11 protein-coding genes are annotated in these 15,310 nt (G+C 75.8%); 4 read left to right on the top strand and 7 right to left on the bottom strand.

The genetic code is table 11. The annotated features are described in order from the left end of the window. Positions 1–3: 3 nt before the first annotated feature. Both ACZ6EM_RS10505 and ACZ6EM_RS10500 read right to left on the bottom strand, forming a co-directional pair. Complete coding sequence (locus ACZ6EM_RS10505) at positions 4–3,324, bottom strand: ATP-dependent helicase (RefSeq protein WP_401054236.1); 3,321 nt, start codon at positions 3,322–3,324, stop codon at positions 4–6. A gap of 134 nt (positions 3,325–3,458) precedes the next feature. After that, positions 3,459–3,809: an MGMT family protein gene (locus ACZ6EM_RS10500; protein ID WP_380350175.1), complete on the bottom strand. Its 351-nt coding sequence runs from the start codon at positions 3,807–3,809 to the stop codon at positions 3,459–3,461. A 135-nt stretch (positions 3,810–3,944) separates the two neighbouring features. Between ACZ6EM_RS10500 and ACZ6EM_RS10495 the strand changes: the two genes are divergently transcribed. Then, positions 3,945–6,707, top strand: a complete 2,763-nt coding sequence (locus ACZ6EM_RS10495; protein WP_452177982.1) for a flippase-like domain-containing protein — start codon at positions 3,945–3,947, stop codon at positions 6,705–6,707. Positions 6,708–6,798: 91 nt separating this feature from the next. Here the strand turns inward: ACZ6EM_RS10495 and moeZ are convergent, their stop codons facing one another. The 5 genes from moeZ to ACZ6EM_RS10470 all read right to left on the bottom strand — a co-directional run bounded on the left by moeZ (position 6,799) and on the right by ACZ6EM_RS10470 (position 13,484). After that, positions 6,799–7,977 carry an adenylyltransferase/sulfurtransferase MoeZ gene (gene moeZ, locus ACZ6EM_RS10490; protein WP_452177983.1) on the bottom strand — a complete coding sequence of 393 codons (1,179 nt, stop codon included), beginning with the start codon at positions 7,975–7,977 and terminating at the stop codon, positions 6,799–6,801. 228 nt (positions 7,978–8,205) lie between these two features. Beyond that, complete coding sequence (locus tag ACZ6EM_RS10485) at positions 8,206–9,195, bottom strand: NAD-dependent epimerase/dehydratase family protein (protein WP_380350169.1); 990 nt, start codon at positions 9,193–9,195, stop codon at positions 8,206–8,208. Between the two features lie 136 nt (positions 9,196–9,331). Further along, positions 9,332–10,435 carry a hypothetical protein gene (locus ACZ6EM_RS10480; protein ID WP_465772238.1) on the bottom strand — a complete coding sequence of 368 codons (1,104 nt, stop codon included), beginning with the start codon at positions 10,433–10,435 and terminating at the stop codon, positions 9,332–9,334. After that, positions 10,435–12,066: a DUF3492 domain-containing protein gene (locus ACZ6EM_RS10475; protein ID WP_465772237.1), complete on the bottom strand. Its 1,632-nt coding sequence runs from the start codon at positions 12,064–12,066 to the stop codon at positions 10,435–10,437. The genes ACZ6EM_RS10480 and ACZ6EM_RS10475 overlap by 1 nt, the downstream gene beginning before the upstream one ends. Before the next feature lie 515 nt (positions 12,067–12,581). Further along, on the bottom strand, positions 12,582–13,484 hold the full coding sequence (locus ACZ6EM_RS10470) for an alpha/beta fold hydrolase (protein ID WP_465772236.1): 903 nt from the start codon (positions 13,482–13,484) through the stop codon (positions 12,582–12,584). Positions 13,485–13,705: 221 nt separating this feature from the next. On the opposite strand from ACZ6EM_RS10470, the gene ACZ6EM_RS10465 reads away from it, so the two are divergent. The 3 genes from ACZ6EM_RS10465 to ACZ6EM_RS10455 all read left to right on the top strand — a co-directional run bounded on the left by ACZ6EM_RS10465 (position 13,706) and on the right by ACZ6EM_RS10455 (position 15,189). Next, the gene (locus ACZ6EM_RS10465; protein WP_359903508.1) at positions 13,706–14,368 is read left to right on the top strand and encodes a TetR/AcrR family transcriptional regulator; all 663 of its coding nucleotides are present in this window, start codon (positions 13,706–13,708) and stop codon (positions 14,366–14,368) included. Between the two features lie 131 nt (positions 14,369–14,499). After that, positions 14,500–14,727 (top strand): DUF3107 domain-containing protein, encoded by a 228-nt coding sequence (locus ACZ6EM_RS10460; RefSeq protein ID WP_359903510.1) that lies wholly within the window; start codon positions 14,500–14,502, stop codon positions 14,725–14,727. Positions 14,728–14,862: 135 nt separating this feature from the next. Beyond that, positions 14,863–15,189, top strand: a complete 327-nt coding sequence (locus tag ACZ6EM_RS10455) for a hypothetical protein (RefSeq protein WP_465772235.1) — start codon at positions 14,863–14,865, stop codon at positions 15,187–15,189. Positions 15,190–15,310 lie beyond the last annotated feature (121 nt).

Raw genomic sequence — 15,310 nt, 5'->3', positions numbered from 1 at the left:
CCCCTACTCGACGAGTTGGGTGCCGTCCCGCTGGGCGGAGCAGCTGCGGCGGAAGGCGCAGCGGTCGCAGCCCGCGCCGGTCCGCGGGACGAAGCGCTCGGCGAGGACCTTCCCGGCCGCCTCGGCGAGCAGGTTCTCGATCCAGGGCTCGCCCTCCGGCGGCTCCTGCCGCTGCACCTTGGGGGCGTCCGAGGCGGCCTTGGCGGCGGGCTCGCGCAGGTGGACCAGTTCGGCGCCGCCGGTGTCCGGCGGGTGCCCGGTGAAGCCGGGCAGCTCGTTCAGGGCGCCGGCCCGGACGGCGAGCTGGTAGACGGCGAGCTGCTTGTGCTCGGGCAGCGACTTGTCGGTGGGTATCTGCTTGCCGGTCTTGAAGTCGACCACGTAGGCGCGCCCGGCCGCGTCCTTCTCCACCCGGTCCATCGAGCCGCGGATGCGCACCGCGACGCCGCCGACGTCGAGGGTGACGTCGAAGCCGTGCTCGGTGGCGACGAGGTCCCGGCCGCGCTCCAGGACGTGCCAGTTGAGGAAGCGCTCCAGGGCGGCGCGGGCCTCGGTCTTCTCCTGCTGGGACTTCCAGGGCGCGTCGAAGGCCAGCGCGTCCCAGACGGTGTCCAGCCGCTCCATGAGCACGGCGAGGTCGGCGGGGGTGCGGCCGGAGCCGACCTCGTCGGCGAGGGCGTGCACCACGTTGCCGAAGCCCTGGGCGGCCGAGCCCGCGCCGCGGGCCTTGACCTCCTTGTCCAGGAACCACTGCAGGGAGCAGCTCTCCAGCTGTTCCAGCCCGCTGCCGGACAGCCGGACCGGCACGTCGGCGCTGCGCAGCGGTTCGGGGGCGGTGGTGGGGTCGTCCAGGCCCCACCAGCGCTCGGGCTGGGCGGCGGGCACCAGCGGCAGCCCGTCCTCGTCGGTGGCGGCGGCCAGGGTGGCGAGCCGTTCGGCGGCGGCGCGGCGCAGTTCGGGCGAGCGGGCGGGGTCGACGGTGACGGCGCGCAGTTCGGCGACCAGTGCGGCGACGGACAGCGGGCGGCGCGGGCGGTGGGTGACGTCCTCGACGGTGACCGGCGGGGTGCGGCGGACCACCTTGCCGGTCCGGGGGTCGACGTCCTCGCGGTAGAGCTCGCGCAGGAAGCGGGACGGTTCGTCGCCGTCGTCGGCGGGGGCCTTGACGGCGGTGACGATCAGCCGCTCCTTGGCGCGGGTCGCGGCGACGTAGAAGAGCCGGCGCTCCTCGCCGAGCAGGGCGCCCGGGGAGAGCGGTTCGGCGAGGCCGTCGCGGCCGATCCGGTCGGCCTCCAGCAGGGAGCCGCGGCGGCGCAGGTCGGGCCAGAGACCGTCCTGGACGCCGGCCACCACGACCAGGCGCCACTCCAGGCCCTTGGAGCGGTGGGCCGTCATCAGGCGCACCGCCTCGGGGCGCACCGCCCGGACGGTGAGGGTGTCGGCGGCGATGTCCTGGGCTTCGAGCTCGGCGAGCAGGTCCAGGGCGCTGCGGTGGCCGGTGACCTGCTCCTCGGCCCGGGCGGCGGTCTCGAACAGGGCGCACAGCGCGTCCAGGTCGCGGTCGGCGTTGCGGCCGGCCGCGCCGCCGCGCAGGGCGGCCCGTTCGAGCCGCTCGCGCCAGCGCCGGCTGCCGTCCCACAGCTCCCAGAGCGCCTCCTCGGCGGTGCAGCCGCCGGCCAGCTGTTCGCGGACCTTGCGCAGCAGGGTGCCGAGGTCGCGGGCGCGGCGGGCGTGCGCGGGGTCGAGGGCGACGAGGCGCTCGGGTTCGGCGAGGGCCTCGCGGATCAGTTCGGCGGCCGGGCGCGGGACGGCGGCGGGGCGGCCATCGGCGCGCAGCGCGGCGCGTTCCTCCTCGCGCAGGGCGCGGCCGAGCCGGCGCAGGTCGGAGCCGTCGAGGCCGCCGAGCGGGCCGGTGAGCAGGGCGTGCGCCACGTCGGTGGTGAGCGGGTCGGGGGCGTCCGGGTCGCCCTGCTTGTCCCGGGCGGCCTGCTCGGCGCAGGCCCGCAGGGCGAGCAGCAGCTGGGCGACGGCCGGCTCCTCGCGCAGCGGCAGGTCGTCGCCGTCGATCTCCAGCGGGACGCCGGCCGCGCCGAGCGCCCGCCGCACCCCGGGGATGGAGCGGGCGCCGGCCCGGACGAGCACGGCCATCTCGCCCCAGGGCACGCCGTCCTCCAGGTGGGCGCGGCGCAGCAGGTCGGCGATCGAGTCCAGCTCGGCGCCGGGGGTCGGGTAGGTGTAGACCTCGACCCTGCCGCCCTCGCGGGAGGGCAGCAGGGCGCGGTGCTGGGCGAGCTTGTCGGCGGGCAGCCGGCCCATCGGCATCCGGCGGGCGACTTCCCGGGAGGCGGCGAGCAGCACGGCGCCGGAGCGGCGGGAGACCCGCAGCACCTTGACCTCGGCGGGGCTGCCGTCGGCCCGCCGGAAGGCCTGCGGGAAGTCGAGGATGCCGTTGATGTCGGCGCCGCGGAAGGCGTAGATCGACTGGTCCGGGTCGCCGACCGCGACGAGGTCGCGCCCGCCGCCGGCCAGCTGGCGCAGCAGCCGGACCTGGGAGGGGTCGGTGTCCTGGTACTCGTCGACGAAGACGACCTCGTAGCGCCGCCGCAGCTGCTCGCCGACCTCGGGACGCTCGGCGAGCAGCACGGCGCGGTGGACGAGTTCGGCGTAGTCGAGGACGCCGCGCAGGTCGAGGACGTCGAGGTAGTCGGCCAGGAAGTGCGCGGCGGCGGCCCAGTCGGGGCGCTGGACGCCCTGCGCGAAGCGTTCCAGTTCGGCTTCGCCGAGGCCGAGTTCGCGGCTGCGGGCGAGGACGGCGCGGACCTCGTCGGCGAAGCCGCGGGTGGTCAGGCAGGCCCGCAGGTCCAGCGGCCACTCGATGCGGGTGCTGCCGTGCTTGGCGTCCTCGGCGCCGCCGGCCAGCAGCTCGCGGACCATGACGTCCTGCTCGGGGCCGGAGAGCAGCCGCAGCGGCTCGGCGTAGTCCGCCGGGTCCTGGTGGGCGCGCAGCAGGGCGTAGCAGAAGGAGTGGAAGGTGGTGGCCTGCGGGGCGGCGGCCGAGCCGCCGAGCCGGCCGGACATCCGGTCGCGCAGTTCGGTGGCGGCCTTGCGGCTGAAGGTGAGGACGAGGATCCGCTCGGGGTCGGTGCCGTCCTCGATCCGCCGGGCGACCGCCTCGACCAGGGTGGTGGTCTTGCCCGTGCCCGGTCCGGCCAGCACCAGCAGCGGCCCGCCGGTGTGCTCGACCACGGCGCGCTGGTAGGCGTCCAGCACGGGTGGGTCGGGCTGGACGAGCGGGCTGCGCACGAGCCGGTAGGGGGAGCTCACGAACTGGTCCTGGGGGTCGAACGGTGGGGCACGGCGGAGGCGGACCCGTCGGGCCCGCCCGTACCGAGCCTACGATCCTGCCCCGTCATTCCCGTCCGCGCGGCGGTTTCGGCACAATGCGACCCGGGCCGGGCCTACGCCTGCGCGCCGTCCCAGCGGGCCCGCTTCAGGTCGACCCGGGGCGGGTCGGCGAGTTCGCGCAGCGGGGTGCCCTCGTCGCCGTAGTGGGCGAGGGCGCGCTGCTCGTGCCCGGGCAGCAGGCGGCCGTCCGCGCGGATCACCCGCCACCAGGGCACCGAGCCGCCGTACAGTGCCATCACCCGGCCGACCTGCCGGGGGCCGCCCTGGCCGAGGTATTCGGCGACGTCGCCGTAGGTCATCACCCTGCCGGGTGGAATCCGCTCGGTCAGGTCGAGCACCAGTTCGGCGAACGGCGGCAGGGCGTCCGGAAGACCGTCGTGTGTTGCGTCCGTCACCTGCGGCATTCTTCCTTACAGGGGCGCGTCCGTGGCCCGGTGCGTACGATCCGCCGCGCCCGATCCGCCCCCTGTCCCGCACGGGACGCCGGGGCATGCCACCATCTTCCGGGGCGGTGAGTGGTGATACGAGGACAAGACCAGATGACCGGGACGGCTGACGTGGGCGTGGACAAGGACTCCGACGAGTCCGCCTCCGCCGTGCCGTCGACGCCCGGGAACGAGAGCGAAGGCCGGCCCGAACCGGGCCCGACGCCGGAAGTCTCCCTGATCAAGGACCGAACGATCAAGACCCCCGCACCCGCGAAGGCCCCCGGACAGCCCGGCCCTCCCGCGGCCGAGACCACCTCGGCCCCGGAGCCGGCGCTCCCGACGGCCCCTGCCGTCCCGCCCGAGGACCACGAGCCGCCGGACCACGACCCGCTGGACGAGGCCCCGCACCTGGACGTCGACGAGCCGCTGCTCGCCGCCCGCGCGCACCGCCCGTCCGACCTGATCCGCTTCCTGGCCGGCGTCCTCGGGATAGTCGCCGTCTTCGTGCTGGCCGGCATCGCCACCGGGACCACCAGCGGCATCGAGCAGGACATCGCCTCCAACGCGCCGCACTTCTCCGCGGTGTTCTCCACCATCACCGGCCTGCTCTCCAGCGTCGCGGTGCTCGCCGTGCCGCTGGCCTTCGCCGTCGAACGGCTGATCAAACGCGACGGCCTGCGGGTCGCCGACGGCGTGCTCGCCTCGGTGCTGGCGTACGGCGTCTCGCTCGGCATCGACTGGTGGGTGGCCGAGGGCGCCTCCGAGCACACCCGGGACGCACTGACCAGGCTGCCCCTGGACAGCAACGGCACCCTCACCGACCCGGTGCACGGCTACCTCGCCCCGGTGATCGCCTACATGACCGCCGTCGGCATGTCGAGCAGACCCCGCTGGCGGGTCGCCCTGTGGGTGGTGGTGGTCTTCAGCGGGGTCACCGAGCTGCTCGGCGGCTACACCACCCCGCTGTCGCTGATGCTCACCGTGCTGATCGGCTGGTCCGTCGCCTACGGCACGCTGTACGCGATCGGCTCCCCCAACATCCGGCCCACCGGCCAGCACCTGATGATCGGCCTGCGCAAGGTCGGCTTCACCCCGGCCGGCGCCGTGCGCGCCCCCGACGCCCCCGGCGGCACCCGCCGCTACCACGTCACCCAGCAGGGCGGCCCCCCGCTGGACGTGCACATCATCGACCGCGAGCAGCAGGCCTCCGGCTTCTTCTACCGGGCCTGGCGGCGGCTGCGGCTGCGCTCGGTCGCGGTGCGCCGCAGCCCCCAGTCGCTGCGCCAGGCGCTGGAGCAGGAGGCCCTGATCGCGTACGCGGCGGCCGCCTCGGGCGCCCGCGCGCCGCAGCTGGTCGCCACCTCCGAGCTCGGCCCGGACGCCGCGATCCTGGTGTACGAGAACGTCGAGGGCCGCACCCTGGACGAGCTGGCCGACGAGGAGGTCACCGACCCGGTGATGGCCTCGGTCTGGCAGTCGGTGGCCGCCCTGCACGAGCGCCGGATCGCCCACCGCCGGCTCACCGGCGAGTCGCTGCTGGTGGTGGACGAGCGCACCGGCTGCCTGGTCAACCTCTCCGGCGGCGACATCGCCGCCACCGACCTGACGCTGCGCATCGACGTCGCCCAGCTGCTCACCACCTTCGCGCTGCGGATCGGCCCGGAGCGCGCCGTCGCCACCGCCAACGCGGTGCTCGGCGCCGAGCGGGTCGCCCAGGCGCTGCCGCTGCTCCAGCCGGTCGGGATGAGCCGCTCCACCCGGGTCGACCTCGCCAAGCTCACCAAGGAGCGCAAGACCGCCGCCCGGGCCAGGGCGCTGGAGCAGGTCGCGGCCGGCGAGCGCACCCAGCAGCAGGCCGAGGAGGACATCGCGGTGGCCGGCGAGGACCTGCTGAGCCGCATCCGCGGCCAGATCCTCCAGATCGCCCCCGAGGCCCCGATGGCCCCGGTCAAGCTGGAACGGCTGAAGCCGAAGAGCCTGATCATGGTGATCGCGCTGACCTTCGCCGCCTACCTGGCCCTGACCACCATCAAGCCGGCCCAGCTGAAGCTCTCCCAGATGAACTGGGCCTGGGCCGCGGCCGCCCTGCTCGCCGCCGCCTTCAGCTACGTCGCCGCCGCGATGAGCCTGACCGGCTTCGTCCCCGAGCGGCTGCCGTTCCGGCGCACCGTCGCAGCCCAGCTGGCCGGCTCCTTCGTCAAGCTGGTCGCCCCCGCCGCGATCGGCGGCATCGCGCTCAACACCCGGTACCTGCAGAGGGCCGGCATCCGCTCCGGCCAGGCGGTGGCCTCGGTCGGCGCCTCCCAACTGGCGGGCCTGGCCGGGCACCTGCTGCTGCTGTTCAGCTTCGGCCTGATCACCGGCAGCCAGACCAACGGCGACCTCTCCGCCTCCCGCGCGGTGATCATCGGCGTGCTGAGCGCCGCCGTGCTCGCCCTGGTGGTGGCCGCCGTCGCGCCGCTGCGCCGGTTCGTGCTGGGCCGGCTGCGCTCGCTGTTCTTCGGCGTGGTGCCGCGGATGCTCGACCTGATGCAGACGCCCAGCAAGCTGGTCACCGGCTTCGGCGGCATCCTGCTGCTGACCCTCTCCTTCACCGCGTGCCTGGACTTCTCGGTGCAGGCCTTCGGCGGCGACGTCAGCTTCTCGGCCGTCGCGGTGGTCTTCCTGACCGCCAACGCGGCCGGCTCGGCGATCCCCACCCCCGGCGGCATCGGCCCGGTCGAGGTCGCCCTGATCGGCGCCCTGACCGTCGCCGACGTCTCCCCCACGATCGCCACCCCGGCGGTCTTCCTCTACCGGGCGCTCACCTTCTGGCTGCCGGTGCTGCCGGGCTGGATCGCCTACAACGTGCTCCAGCGCAAGAAGGCGCTCTGAGCCGCCCCGGGCACCGCCGACCTCCCCGCGCGCACCGGAGCACGGAAAAGGGCCCGCCGGACGGCGGGCCCTTCCACGGTGGGGGCGTCGGTCAGTAGACCGGCTTGTGCGGCTCGATCTGGTTCACCCAGCCGAGCACGCCGCCGCCCAGGTGCACGGCGTTGCCGAAGCCGGCGGCCTTCACCACGGCCAGCACCTCGGCCGAGCGCACGCCCGACTTGCAGTGCAGCACGATCTTCCTGTCCTGCGGCAGCTTCTCCAGCGCGTCGCCCATCAGGAACTCGTTCTTCGGGATCAGCACCGCGCCGGGGATGTTGACGATCTCGTACTCGCCGGGCTCGCGGACGTCGATGAGGTAGATGTCCTCCTTGTCGTCCTGCCACTGCTTGAGCTGCTGCGAGGTGATGGTCGAACCGGCGGCGGCGGCCTGCGCCTCCTCCGACACGACGCCGCAGAAGGCCTCGTAGTCGATCAGCTCGGTGACCGTCGGGTTCTCGCCGCAGACGGCGCAGTTCGGGTCCTTGCGGACCTTCACCTGGCGGTAGTTCATCTCCAGGGCGTCGTAGATCACCAGCCGGCCGACCAGCGGGTCGCCGATGCCGGCGAGCAGCTTGATCGCCTCGTTGACCTGGATCGAGCCGATGGACGCGCACAGCACGCCCAGCACGCCGCCCTCGGCGCAGGAGGGGACCATGCCCGCCGGCGGGGCCTCCGGGTAGAGGCAGCGGTAGCAGGGGCCGTGCTCGGCCCAGAACACGCTGGCCTGGCCGTCGAAGCGGTAGATCGAGCCCCACACGTACGGCTTGCCGAGCAGCACCGCGGCGTCGTTCACCAGGTAGCGGGTGGCGAAGTTGTCGGTGCCGTCCACGATCAGGTCGTAGCCGGAGAAGATCTCCATGACGTTGGAGTTGTCGAGGCGCTCCTCGTGCAGCACCACGTCGACGTACGGGTTGATCTCCTTGACCGAGTCGCGGGCCGACTCCGCCTTGGACCGGCCGATGTCCGACTGACCGTGGATCACCTGGCGCTGCAGGTTCGACTCGTCGACCACGTCGAACTCGACGATGCCCAGCGTGCCGACACCGGCGGCGGCCAGGTACAGCAGGGCCGGCGAGCCGAGGCCGCCGGCGCCGACGCACAGCACCTTGGCGTTCTTCAGCCGCTTCTGCCCCGCCATGCCCACGTCCGGGATGATCAGGTGGCGGGAGTACCGGCGGACCTCGTCAACGGTGAGCTCGGCGGCCGGCTCGACCAGGGGTGGCAACGACACGGGGACTCCGATGGGTCTTGTTCGGGTGGCCAGGGCCAACCGCGCTGCGGGTTGCTGCTCCGCCACTCGGGTGGCTGTCTAGGCCAACAGTGTCACGCCCCCTCGCTATTCCGAGACAGCCCGTCCGATGGGCGAGACGGGCGGCACCGGATCGTGGAACCGGCGGCGGGGCCCCGGAAAAGCGCCCCGAGCCCGTGGTTGACGGGCCCGGGGCACCGCGCGGCACGCTCACACCCGGCAGGCCGTCTCCAGCCACACGTCGCCCAGCGACTCCTCCAGCGGCACCTGCGTCCGCCATCCGAGACGGTCCCGGGCGGTGCGCACGTCCGCCTGCCGCCACGGCACCGGCTCGCCCGGCACCGCCCGGCCCTCCGGGCGGTGCCCCTCCGGCCGGTGCCCCGGCAGGTGGTGGCCGGGCAGGTGGTCGCCGCCCGCCCCGGCGGCCTGCGCGGGCAGCAGGACCTGCCGGTTCTCCTCGACGATCTGCCCCTCGAAGCCCGAGGCCCGCACCAGCAGCTGGGCCGCGTCCCGGGCCCGCACGGCGTGCCCGCTGCCGATGTTGATCACCCCGGTGGCGGCCGACACCGCGGCCGCCCGGATGGCCCGCGCGACGTCCCGCACGTCCACGAAATCCCGGTATCCGGACAGGTCCGGCATCCGCACCTGGTGCTCGTCCCGCTCCAGCGCCCGCCGCAGGCCCTCGGCCAGCCGCCCGAACAGCGAGGCGGTCGGCGCCCCCGGGCCCACCACGTCGAACACCCGCAGCACCGCCGCGTCCAGCCCGGAGGCCAGCACCAGCTCCGTCCCGGCCAGCTTGGACACCCCGTACGGGCCGACCGGCCGCGGCTCGGCCTGCTCGGACACCGGCACCCCGCCGGGCACCGGCCCGTACTCGGCGGCCGAGCCGACGTGCACCAGCCGGGCCGGCTCCCGGCTGCGCCGGATGGCCTCGCAGACGGTCGCGACGGCCAGCGTGTTCGACCGGATCAGGGTGCGCGAGCTGCCGTAGGTGGCGCCCGCGCAGTTGATCACCACCTGCGGCGCGACCGCGTCCAGGAACCGGGCCAGCGCGCCCGGGCTCCCCGTGGTCAGGTCGAAGCGGATGTCGGCCGAGTCGCGCCGGCCGAGCACCGTCACCTGCAACTCCTGGTCCATCAGCAGACGATCGGTGACCCGGCGGCCGATGAAGCCGTCGGCGCCCAGCAGCAGCACCCTCATCGGGGGTGTCCTTCCACGAAGCCAGTTCGGGACGACCTGGCGGACTGAGTTCAACGAACGGGACGAGAGCGGGGATCACGCGGCGGATCCCCGCGGTGGAGCGACGGAGCGGGTGGACGGTGTCGGCGGACGGCGCTCAGCGGTGCGAGCCGGCCCGGCCGAGCACCGCCCCGGCGTACGCCAGCAGCGCCACCGCGACGGTGCCGCCGCCGAGCAGCCAGGCCTCCGGGGCGGAGCGCCCCAGGGCGAGCGGCCCGAGCACCGCGGCGGCCCCGGCCGACGCCCCCGCCGCGGCGGCGGCCGTCCGGCCGCACCGCGCCAGCAGCACCGGCAGCACCAGCAGCAGGCCCAGCACGCCCTGCCCCGCCCACTGGGCGGGGCCGGCCCGCTCGACCGCCAGGTGCAGCGGCCCGCCGCCGTGGCCCGGCCCGGGGCGCGGCGCGACGACGGCCAGCACGGCCAGCGCGGCGAAGCTCAGCACCCCGAGCACCGCCAGGTGCAGGGCCAGCGCGACCGGGAGCACCGGCCGCATCCGGGCCCGGAACTCGGCCAGGGTGCCCGCCGTACCCAGGTGGCCGCGGCCGACCTGCCGGTACCAGCGGGCCGTCCGCTCGGCCGCCCCGGCCGAGACCGCCGCCGCCAGCACCAGCGCGACGGCCTGCGGACGGTCCCCGCCCGGTACGGCCGAGGGGAGCAGCAGCAGCGCGGCCAGGCCCAGCCCGTGGCCCAGCGCCGCCGGGCGCAGCCGGGAGCCCGGGAGCGGCCGGGGCGCCGGTGCCCCGGCGGGCCCCGGCCCCAGGGCGTCCGGCGGGCGGACGGGTCCGGCGCACGGCGGGCCGGGATCGGCCGGGGACGGCGCGGTCAGCGCGGGCAGCAGCACCAGCGGGACGGCGGCGGACAGCAGCACCGGCCAGCGCGGCCCGAGCGCGGCCACCCCCGCGCAGGGCAGCGCGGCCAGCGCGGCGGCGGTCAGTGCGGCCCGGGCGGCGGCTCCGCCCGACCGCCGCTCCACCGGCCGGGGCGCCGGCGGGCGGCGGGGCACCCGGGCGTACAGCTCCTCGGCCAGCGAGAAGAGGTCGGCGTGCCGGCAACGGGCGGCGGTGTCCGGGCCGAGCCCGGCCTCCTCCAGCCCGGCGGCGATCTCCAGCGGGTCGACGGCGCGCTCGCACAGCCCGCGGTGCTCCGCCATCACCTCGCGCACCGGGTCCGCGCTGCCGCCGAGCAGGGTCCCGCCCGGCATCAGCGGGCCTCCGCGAGTTCGGCCCGCCGCCCGGCCGGCTCCCGCGCCCCGTCCGGGTTCGCGTTCCCCTCCTCCGGGGTGCCGCCCCCGCGCGGGCCGTCGGCCAGCCAGTACTCGGCGGGACGGGCGAACGGGCGCGGCGCGGGCCCGCCCTCCCCGCCGCCCCCGCCGCCGGGGAAGGCCGGGTACTGCGAGACCAGCTCCAGGTAGATCTCCCGGAACGCGCCGATCACCGGCTCCACGGCGAAGCGTTCCTGCGCCCGCAGCCGCCCGGCCAGCCCGAGCCGGCCCCGCCGCTCCTCGTCGCGCAGCAGCGCCAGGCAGGCGCCGGCCAGGGCGCGCGGATCGCGGGCGGGCACCAGCAGCCCGGTCGGCCCGACCACCTCGCGGGCCACCCCGACATCGGTGGAGACCACCGCCCGGCCGCTGAGCATCGCGTCCGCGAGCAGCCGGGGGCTGCGCAGGGAGAGCCCCGAGAAGACCGTCACCGTGCCCGCCTCCCAGGCCCCGGCGAGGGAGCCGGGCCGCCCGGCGAAGTCCACCGCCGGGGCCACCCCCAGCCGTTCGGCCACCGCCGCGCAGTGCGCCCGGTAGCCGGGCGCCGCCTCCTCGCCGTACACCACCAGCCGGGCGCCGGGCAGTTCGGCGCGGACCCGGGCGAGGGCGTGCAGCGCGAGTTCGAGGTCCCGGCCCGGCTCCAGCGCGCCCGCCCACACCAGGGTCGGCGCCGCGGGCTCCGGCCCGGCGGCCGGGCGGTCCACCGCCGGCGTGCCCTCGTACACCACCCGGGTGCGCGCCGGGTCGGCCCCGCAGCGGCGCTGCCACTGCTGGTCGTGGGCGCTGCCGGGGGTGAGTATCGCGGCCTGCCGGTAGGTCTCCCCGGTGAGCGCCCGGAAGAAGGACAGCAGCAGGGCGCGGACCGGCCACCGGTACGGCGCCTCGCGGTAGCCGAGGTACTGCTCGCGCAGGTGCAGGCCGTGCTCGGTGACCACGAACGGCACCCCGTGCAGGTGCCGGGCCACCAGGGCGGGCAGCGCGGCCGGACCGCCGCCGACCACGTGGCACAGGTCGGCCGCGCCGAGGCCGCCGGGGCCGGTGCCGTACCAGGGCGCGGACAGCGGGCGCAGGCACTGCTCCAGCAGGTCCGCCGCGACCAGCACGTCGCACACCAGCGGCTGCCCGGCCGAGGTGTCCGCGCCGGGCAGCCGCCAGATCCGCTCCAGCAGCCGGCGGGCGTGCGCGGAGGCCAGGAAGGCGGGCAGCGTGCCGTCCTCCCGGGCGAGCGCCGCCAGCCGGTACAGCCCGGGCCCGAAGCCGGCTCTCTCCGCGGGCAGCACCAGGGCCCGCACCAGTTGTTCGTACGCCCCGGCGTACCGGCGTCTGCGCACCGCGCCCGGCGCCCGGCCGCCCGGCCGGCGCCCCCACAGCGCCAGCTCGTGCGGGCCGCGCAGGACGGCCGGCAGCCGCTCCGCGGTGTCCGGGGCCCGCCGGACCGGCCCCGGCCGCGGGCCGGTCAGCAGGTACAGCTCGAACCCGTGCTCCGGCAGGCCCTCGGCCAGCCGCTCGCACCAGCCCCCGGCACCACGCCGGGAATGCGGACGGACACCCTCGGTGAGCAGGGCAACGCGCACGGGAGACCTCCAGGGCAGAGCGGATTCGCTGGGCGGGATCACGGACGGATCGACGGATTTCCGGGCGGCCCGGGCGGTCGCCCGGGGCGCCCCCGCACGACGGCGGGAACGGTCGGGGAAGAGAGGTCCGGTCGGCGCCGCGGTGCCTCCGTGCGGCCCGCCGGCGGCCCGGTCGCGGCCGCGCCGCGTTCCGTTCCCCCGGGCTCCCGCCCGCTTCGGCGGTCGGGCCCGGCCCGCCGGAACCCCTCGGCCGCGGCCGCCCTCCGGTTCCTCCGGCGGCCGCGACTCCCCCACACCTGTTCGGTCCGACAGCAGAAAGGTAGGACCGGCCCTGGCCGATCCATCGGTCACATGCCTGCCTGCCACCTGATCGAGTGAACCGCCGTGACCTCGACCCGATCCGGGCCGTTACCGGGCGGTATGCGCGGCCGCCCGCGCGGCCCCGCCCGGGCGCGCGATCGGCCCGCCGCGGCGCGCGCCCCACCCGCGCCGTGCGCTCGGCCGGTGACGTGCGCTCAGCCGGCGGTGTGCGCGATCAGCTCCCGTACCGCCCGGGCGACCTCGTCGGGGTGCTCCATCATCGCCACGTGCCCGGATTCCGGCAGCACCAGCAGCCGGGCGTCCGTGAAGGCCGCGCAGGCGCGGCGGGCCGAGCGGTAGGAGACCAGCTTGTCGCGCAGCCCGTACACCAGCAGCACCGGCGCCCCGACCCGCTCGGCCTGCCGCCACAGCGCCTGGTCGCCGCGCTCCGTGTACGCCGAGACGATGCCGCGGGCCGAGCCGACCAGCGCCTGCATCGCGTGCGGCACCTCCAGCCGGCGCCGGTACTCGGCGACCGCCTGGGCCCGGGCCTCCGGGCTCAGGCCCTCCGGAGCGCCGTAGACCAGCCGCAGCAGGTCCTCGGTGGCCGCCTCCGCGTCGCGCCCGCCCGCGGACAGCCGGCGCAGCACCGCGGGCACGCCGGGCACCGCGAGCAGACCGGTCGGCCAGGCGGAGCGCTGCGGGGGCAGCTCGGGCAGCGCCGGGGAGACCAGGGTGAGGCTGCGCACCAGGTCCGGGCGCACGGCCGCCAGCCGGACGGCGACCGCGCCGCCCAGCGAGTTGCCGAACAGGTGGACCGGGCCGCGGCCGGAGGCCTCCAGGTAGCCGATCACCGCGCGGACGTGGCCGGAGACGGTGAGGTTGCCGTCGGTGGGCGGGTGGGAGCGGCCGAAGCCGGGCAGGTCCACGGCCTCGCCGTCGACGTACCCGGAGAGCCGGCCCATCAGGGCCTCCCAGTTGGCGGCCGAGCCGCCGAGGCCGTGCACGAAGAGCCCGGGCTCGCGCCCGTCGGCGACGCCGTCGGCGGCGGGCCGGTGCACCGCGAGCACCGCGCCGGGGACCTCGACCGTACGTACCTGCTGCTCAGCGCTGCTCATGGTGGACGATGGTAGTGAGCCCCGCCCCGGAAGCGCCGGGGTGGTCGGGCCGTGGGCCGCCTCCGTCCCACCACTGCCGAGGCCGAGGTCAGCGCCGTATTGTGGGCTCCTGACAACCAGGCCGATCGTCTTTTCTCGCCTTCGCCGAACGCGGGCGCGGTTACCGAAAAGTAGAATCGGCCATCCTGCAGCAGCGAACAGACCCCGAAGTGAGGAGCGCCGTGACGGCCATCCAGGAGGCGCAGGAGCGCCCGCGCGGTGCCCGCCTGCCGCGAAGCGCCCGCCGTGAACAACTGCTCGGTGCCGCCCAGGAGGTGTTCGTCGCGCAGGGCTACCACGCGGCCGCCATGGACGACATCGCCGACCGCGCCGGGGTGAGCAAGCCGGTGCTCTACCAGCACTTCCCCGGGAAGCTGGAGCTCTACCTGGCGCTGCTGGACAAGCACTGCGACGCCCTGGTCGAGTCGACCCGCGAGGCGCTGTCGGCGACCAACGACAACAAGCAGCGGGTGGCCAACACCATGGAGGCGTACTTCAACTACGTCTCCAGCGAGTCCGGCGCCTTCCGGCTGGTCTTCGAGTCGGACCTGACCAACGAGCCGGCCGTGCGCGAGCGGGTCGAGCGGGCCTCCGAGGCGAGCGCGACGCTGGTCAGCAAGGTGATCCAGGAGGACACCGACCTGCCCGAGGCGGAGTCCAAGCTGCTCGCCGCCGGGGTCTGCGGCCTGGCCCAGATCACCGCCAGGTACTGGCTCTCGCAGGGCCTGGAGATCCCCCGCGACGAGGCGGTGCGGCTGGTCGCCAGCCTGTCCTGGCGCGGCCTGAAGGGCTTCCCGATGCACCCGGGCGAGCAGTCCGGCGAGGGTGCCGCCCACCAGGGCTGATCCACCGACCTTCGTCGGGCCGGGGATCCGGTGCTCTATGGTGAAGCCGTACGGCACGGTCGCCGCGAACGCTTGTCCCAGGCGGTCCGGTGCCCGTGCGTGGAGGCTGCAACCCCGGAGGGACGGAAGCCGTGGAGGTCAAGATCGGCGTGCAGAACGCGCCTCGCGAGATCGTGATCGAGAGCTCGCAGACTGCCGATGAGGTCCAGAGCGCGGTCGCGAAGGCACTGGAGGGCTCGGAGAAGATCTTCGCGCTGTCCGACGAGCACGGCCGTCGCATCATCGTCCCGGCCGAGCGCCTGGCGTACGTGGAGATCGGCGAGTCGGCCTCCCGCAAGGTCGGCTTCGGCACCGCCTGAGGCGTCGCCGCACAGGATCGTCCGGTGCCCCGTTCCCGCGAGGGAGCGGGGCACCGTCGCGTGTACGACCGGGTGGGGCGGGGTACGGCGAGGGTGCGGCGCCGGTGCCGCACGCCCGTTCCCCGGGAGGCAGCCTTGCTGGTCGAGTCGATAGCCTTCGCCCTCGTCGGCCTGGTCACGGGCGGCGCCGCCCTGCTGGCCCTGCCCGCGTACTTCCGCGCCACCCGGGCCCTGACACTGGGCACCGCGCTGGCGGCGGCGCTGGTCGGCGGGGTGGTCGCGCACTTCGGCGTGGACGGGCGCCAGCCCGCGGTGTCCGTCGCGGCCGCGGCGGTGGCCGCGGGCGTGCTCACCTCGCTGCTGGCCCGGCCGGACCTCGCCGCCGGGCGCGCCCCGGCGCACCGGCACCACCCGCACCGGCCCGGCGCCCACCGCGCGTCGCGGCGGCACCGGGCGGCCTGAGGAACCCGTCGGCGGCCCGAGGACTCCTAGTGAGCTGGTCTTGAGATCTGCGGTCGCCACGTGAGGCGCTTCGCGTCACAGTTTCGGTGTTCTCCGCGCTCCGGGTGGTGACATGGCGTCA

The sequence above is a fragment of the Kitasatospora sp. NPDC041917 genome, assembly GCF_055589745.1.
Note: the sequence above shows the minus strand (reverse complement) of the source record. Positions and strands in the feature narration are given on the sequence as shown.

Bases quoted from the DNA above. Each gene is read 5' to 3' on its own strand.
- ACZ6EM_RS10500 (WP_380350175.1), bottom strand. From the start codon at position 3,809: ATGCCGCAGGTGACGGACGCAACACACGACGGTCTTCCGGACGCCCTG.
- ACZ6EM_RS10495 (WP_452177982.1), top strand. From the start codon at position 3,945: ATGACCGGGACGGCTGACGTGGGCGTGGACAAGGACTCCGACGAGTCC.
- ACZ6EM_RS10485 (WP_380350169.1), bottom strand. From the start codon at position 9,195: ATGAGGGTGCTGCTGCTGGGCGCCGACGGCTTCATCGGCCGCCGGGTC.
- ACZ6EM_RS10480 (WP_465772238.1), bottom strand. From the start codon at position 10,435: ATGCCGGGCGGGACCCTGCTCGGCGGCAGCGCGGACCCGGTGCGCGAG.
- ACZ6EM_RS10470 (WP_465772236.1), bottom strand. From the start codon at position 13,484: ATGAGCAGCGCTGAGCAGCAGGTACGTACGGTCGAGGTCCCCGGCGCG.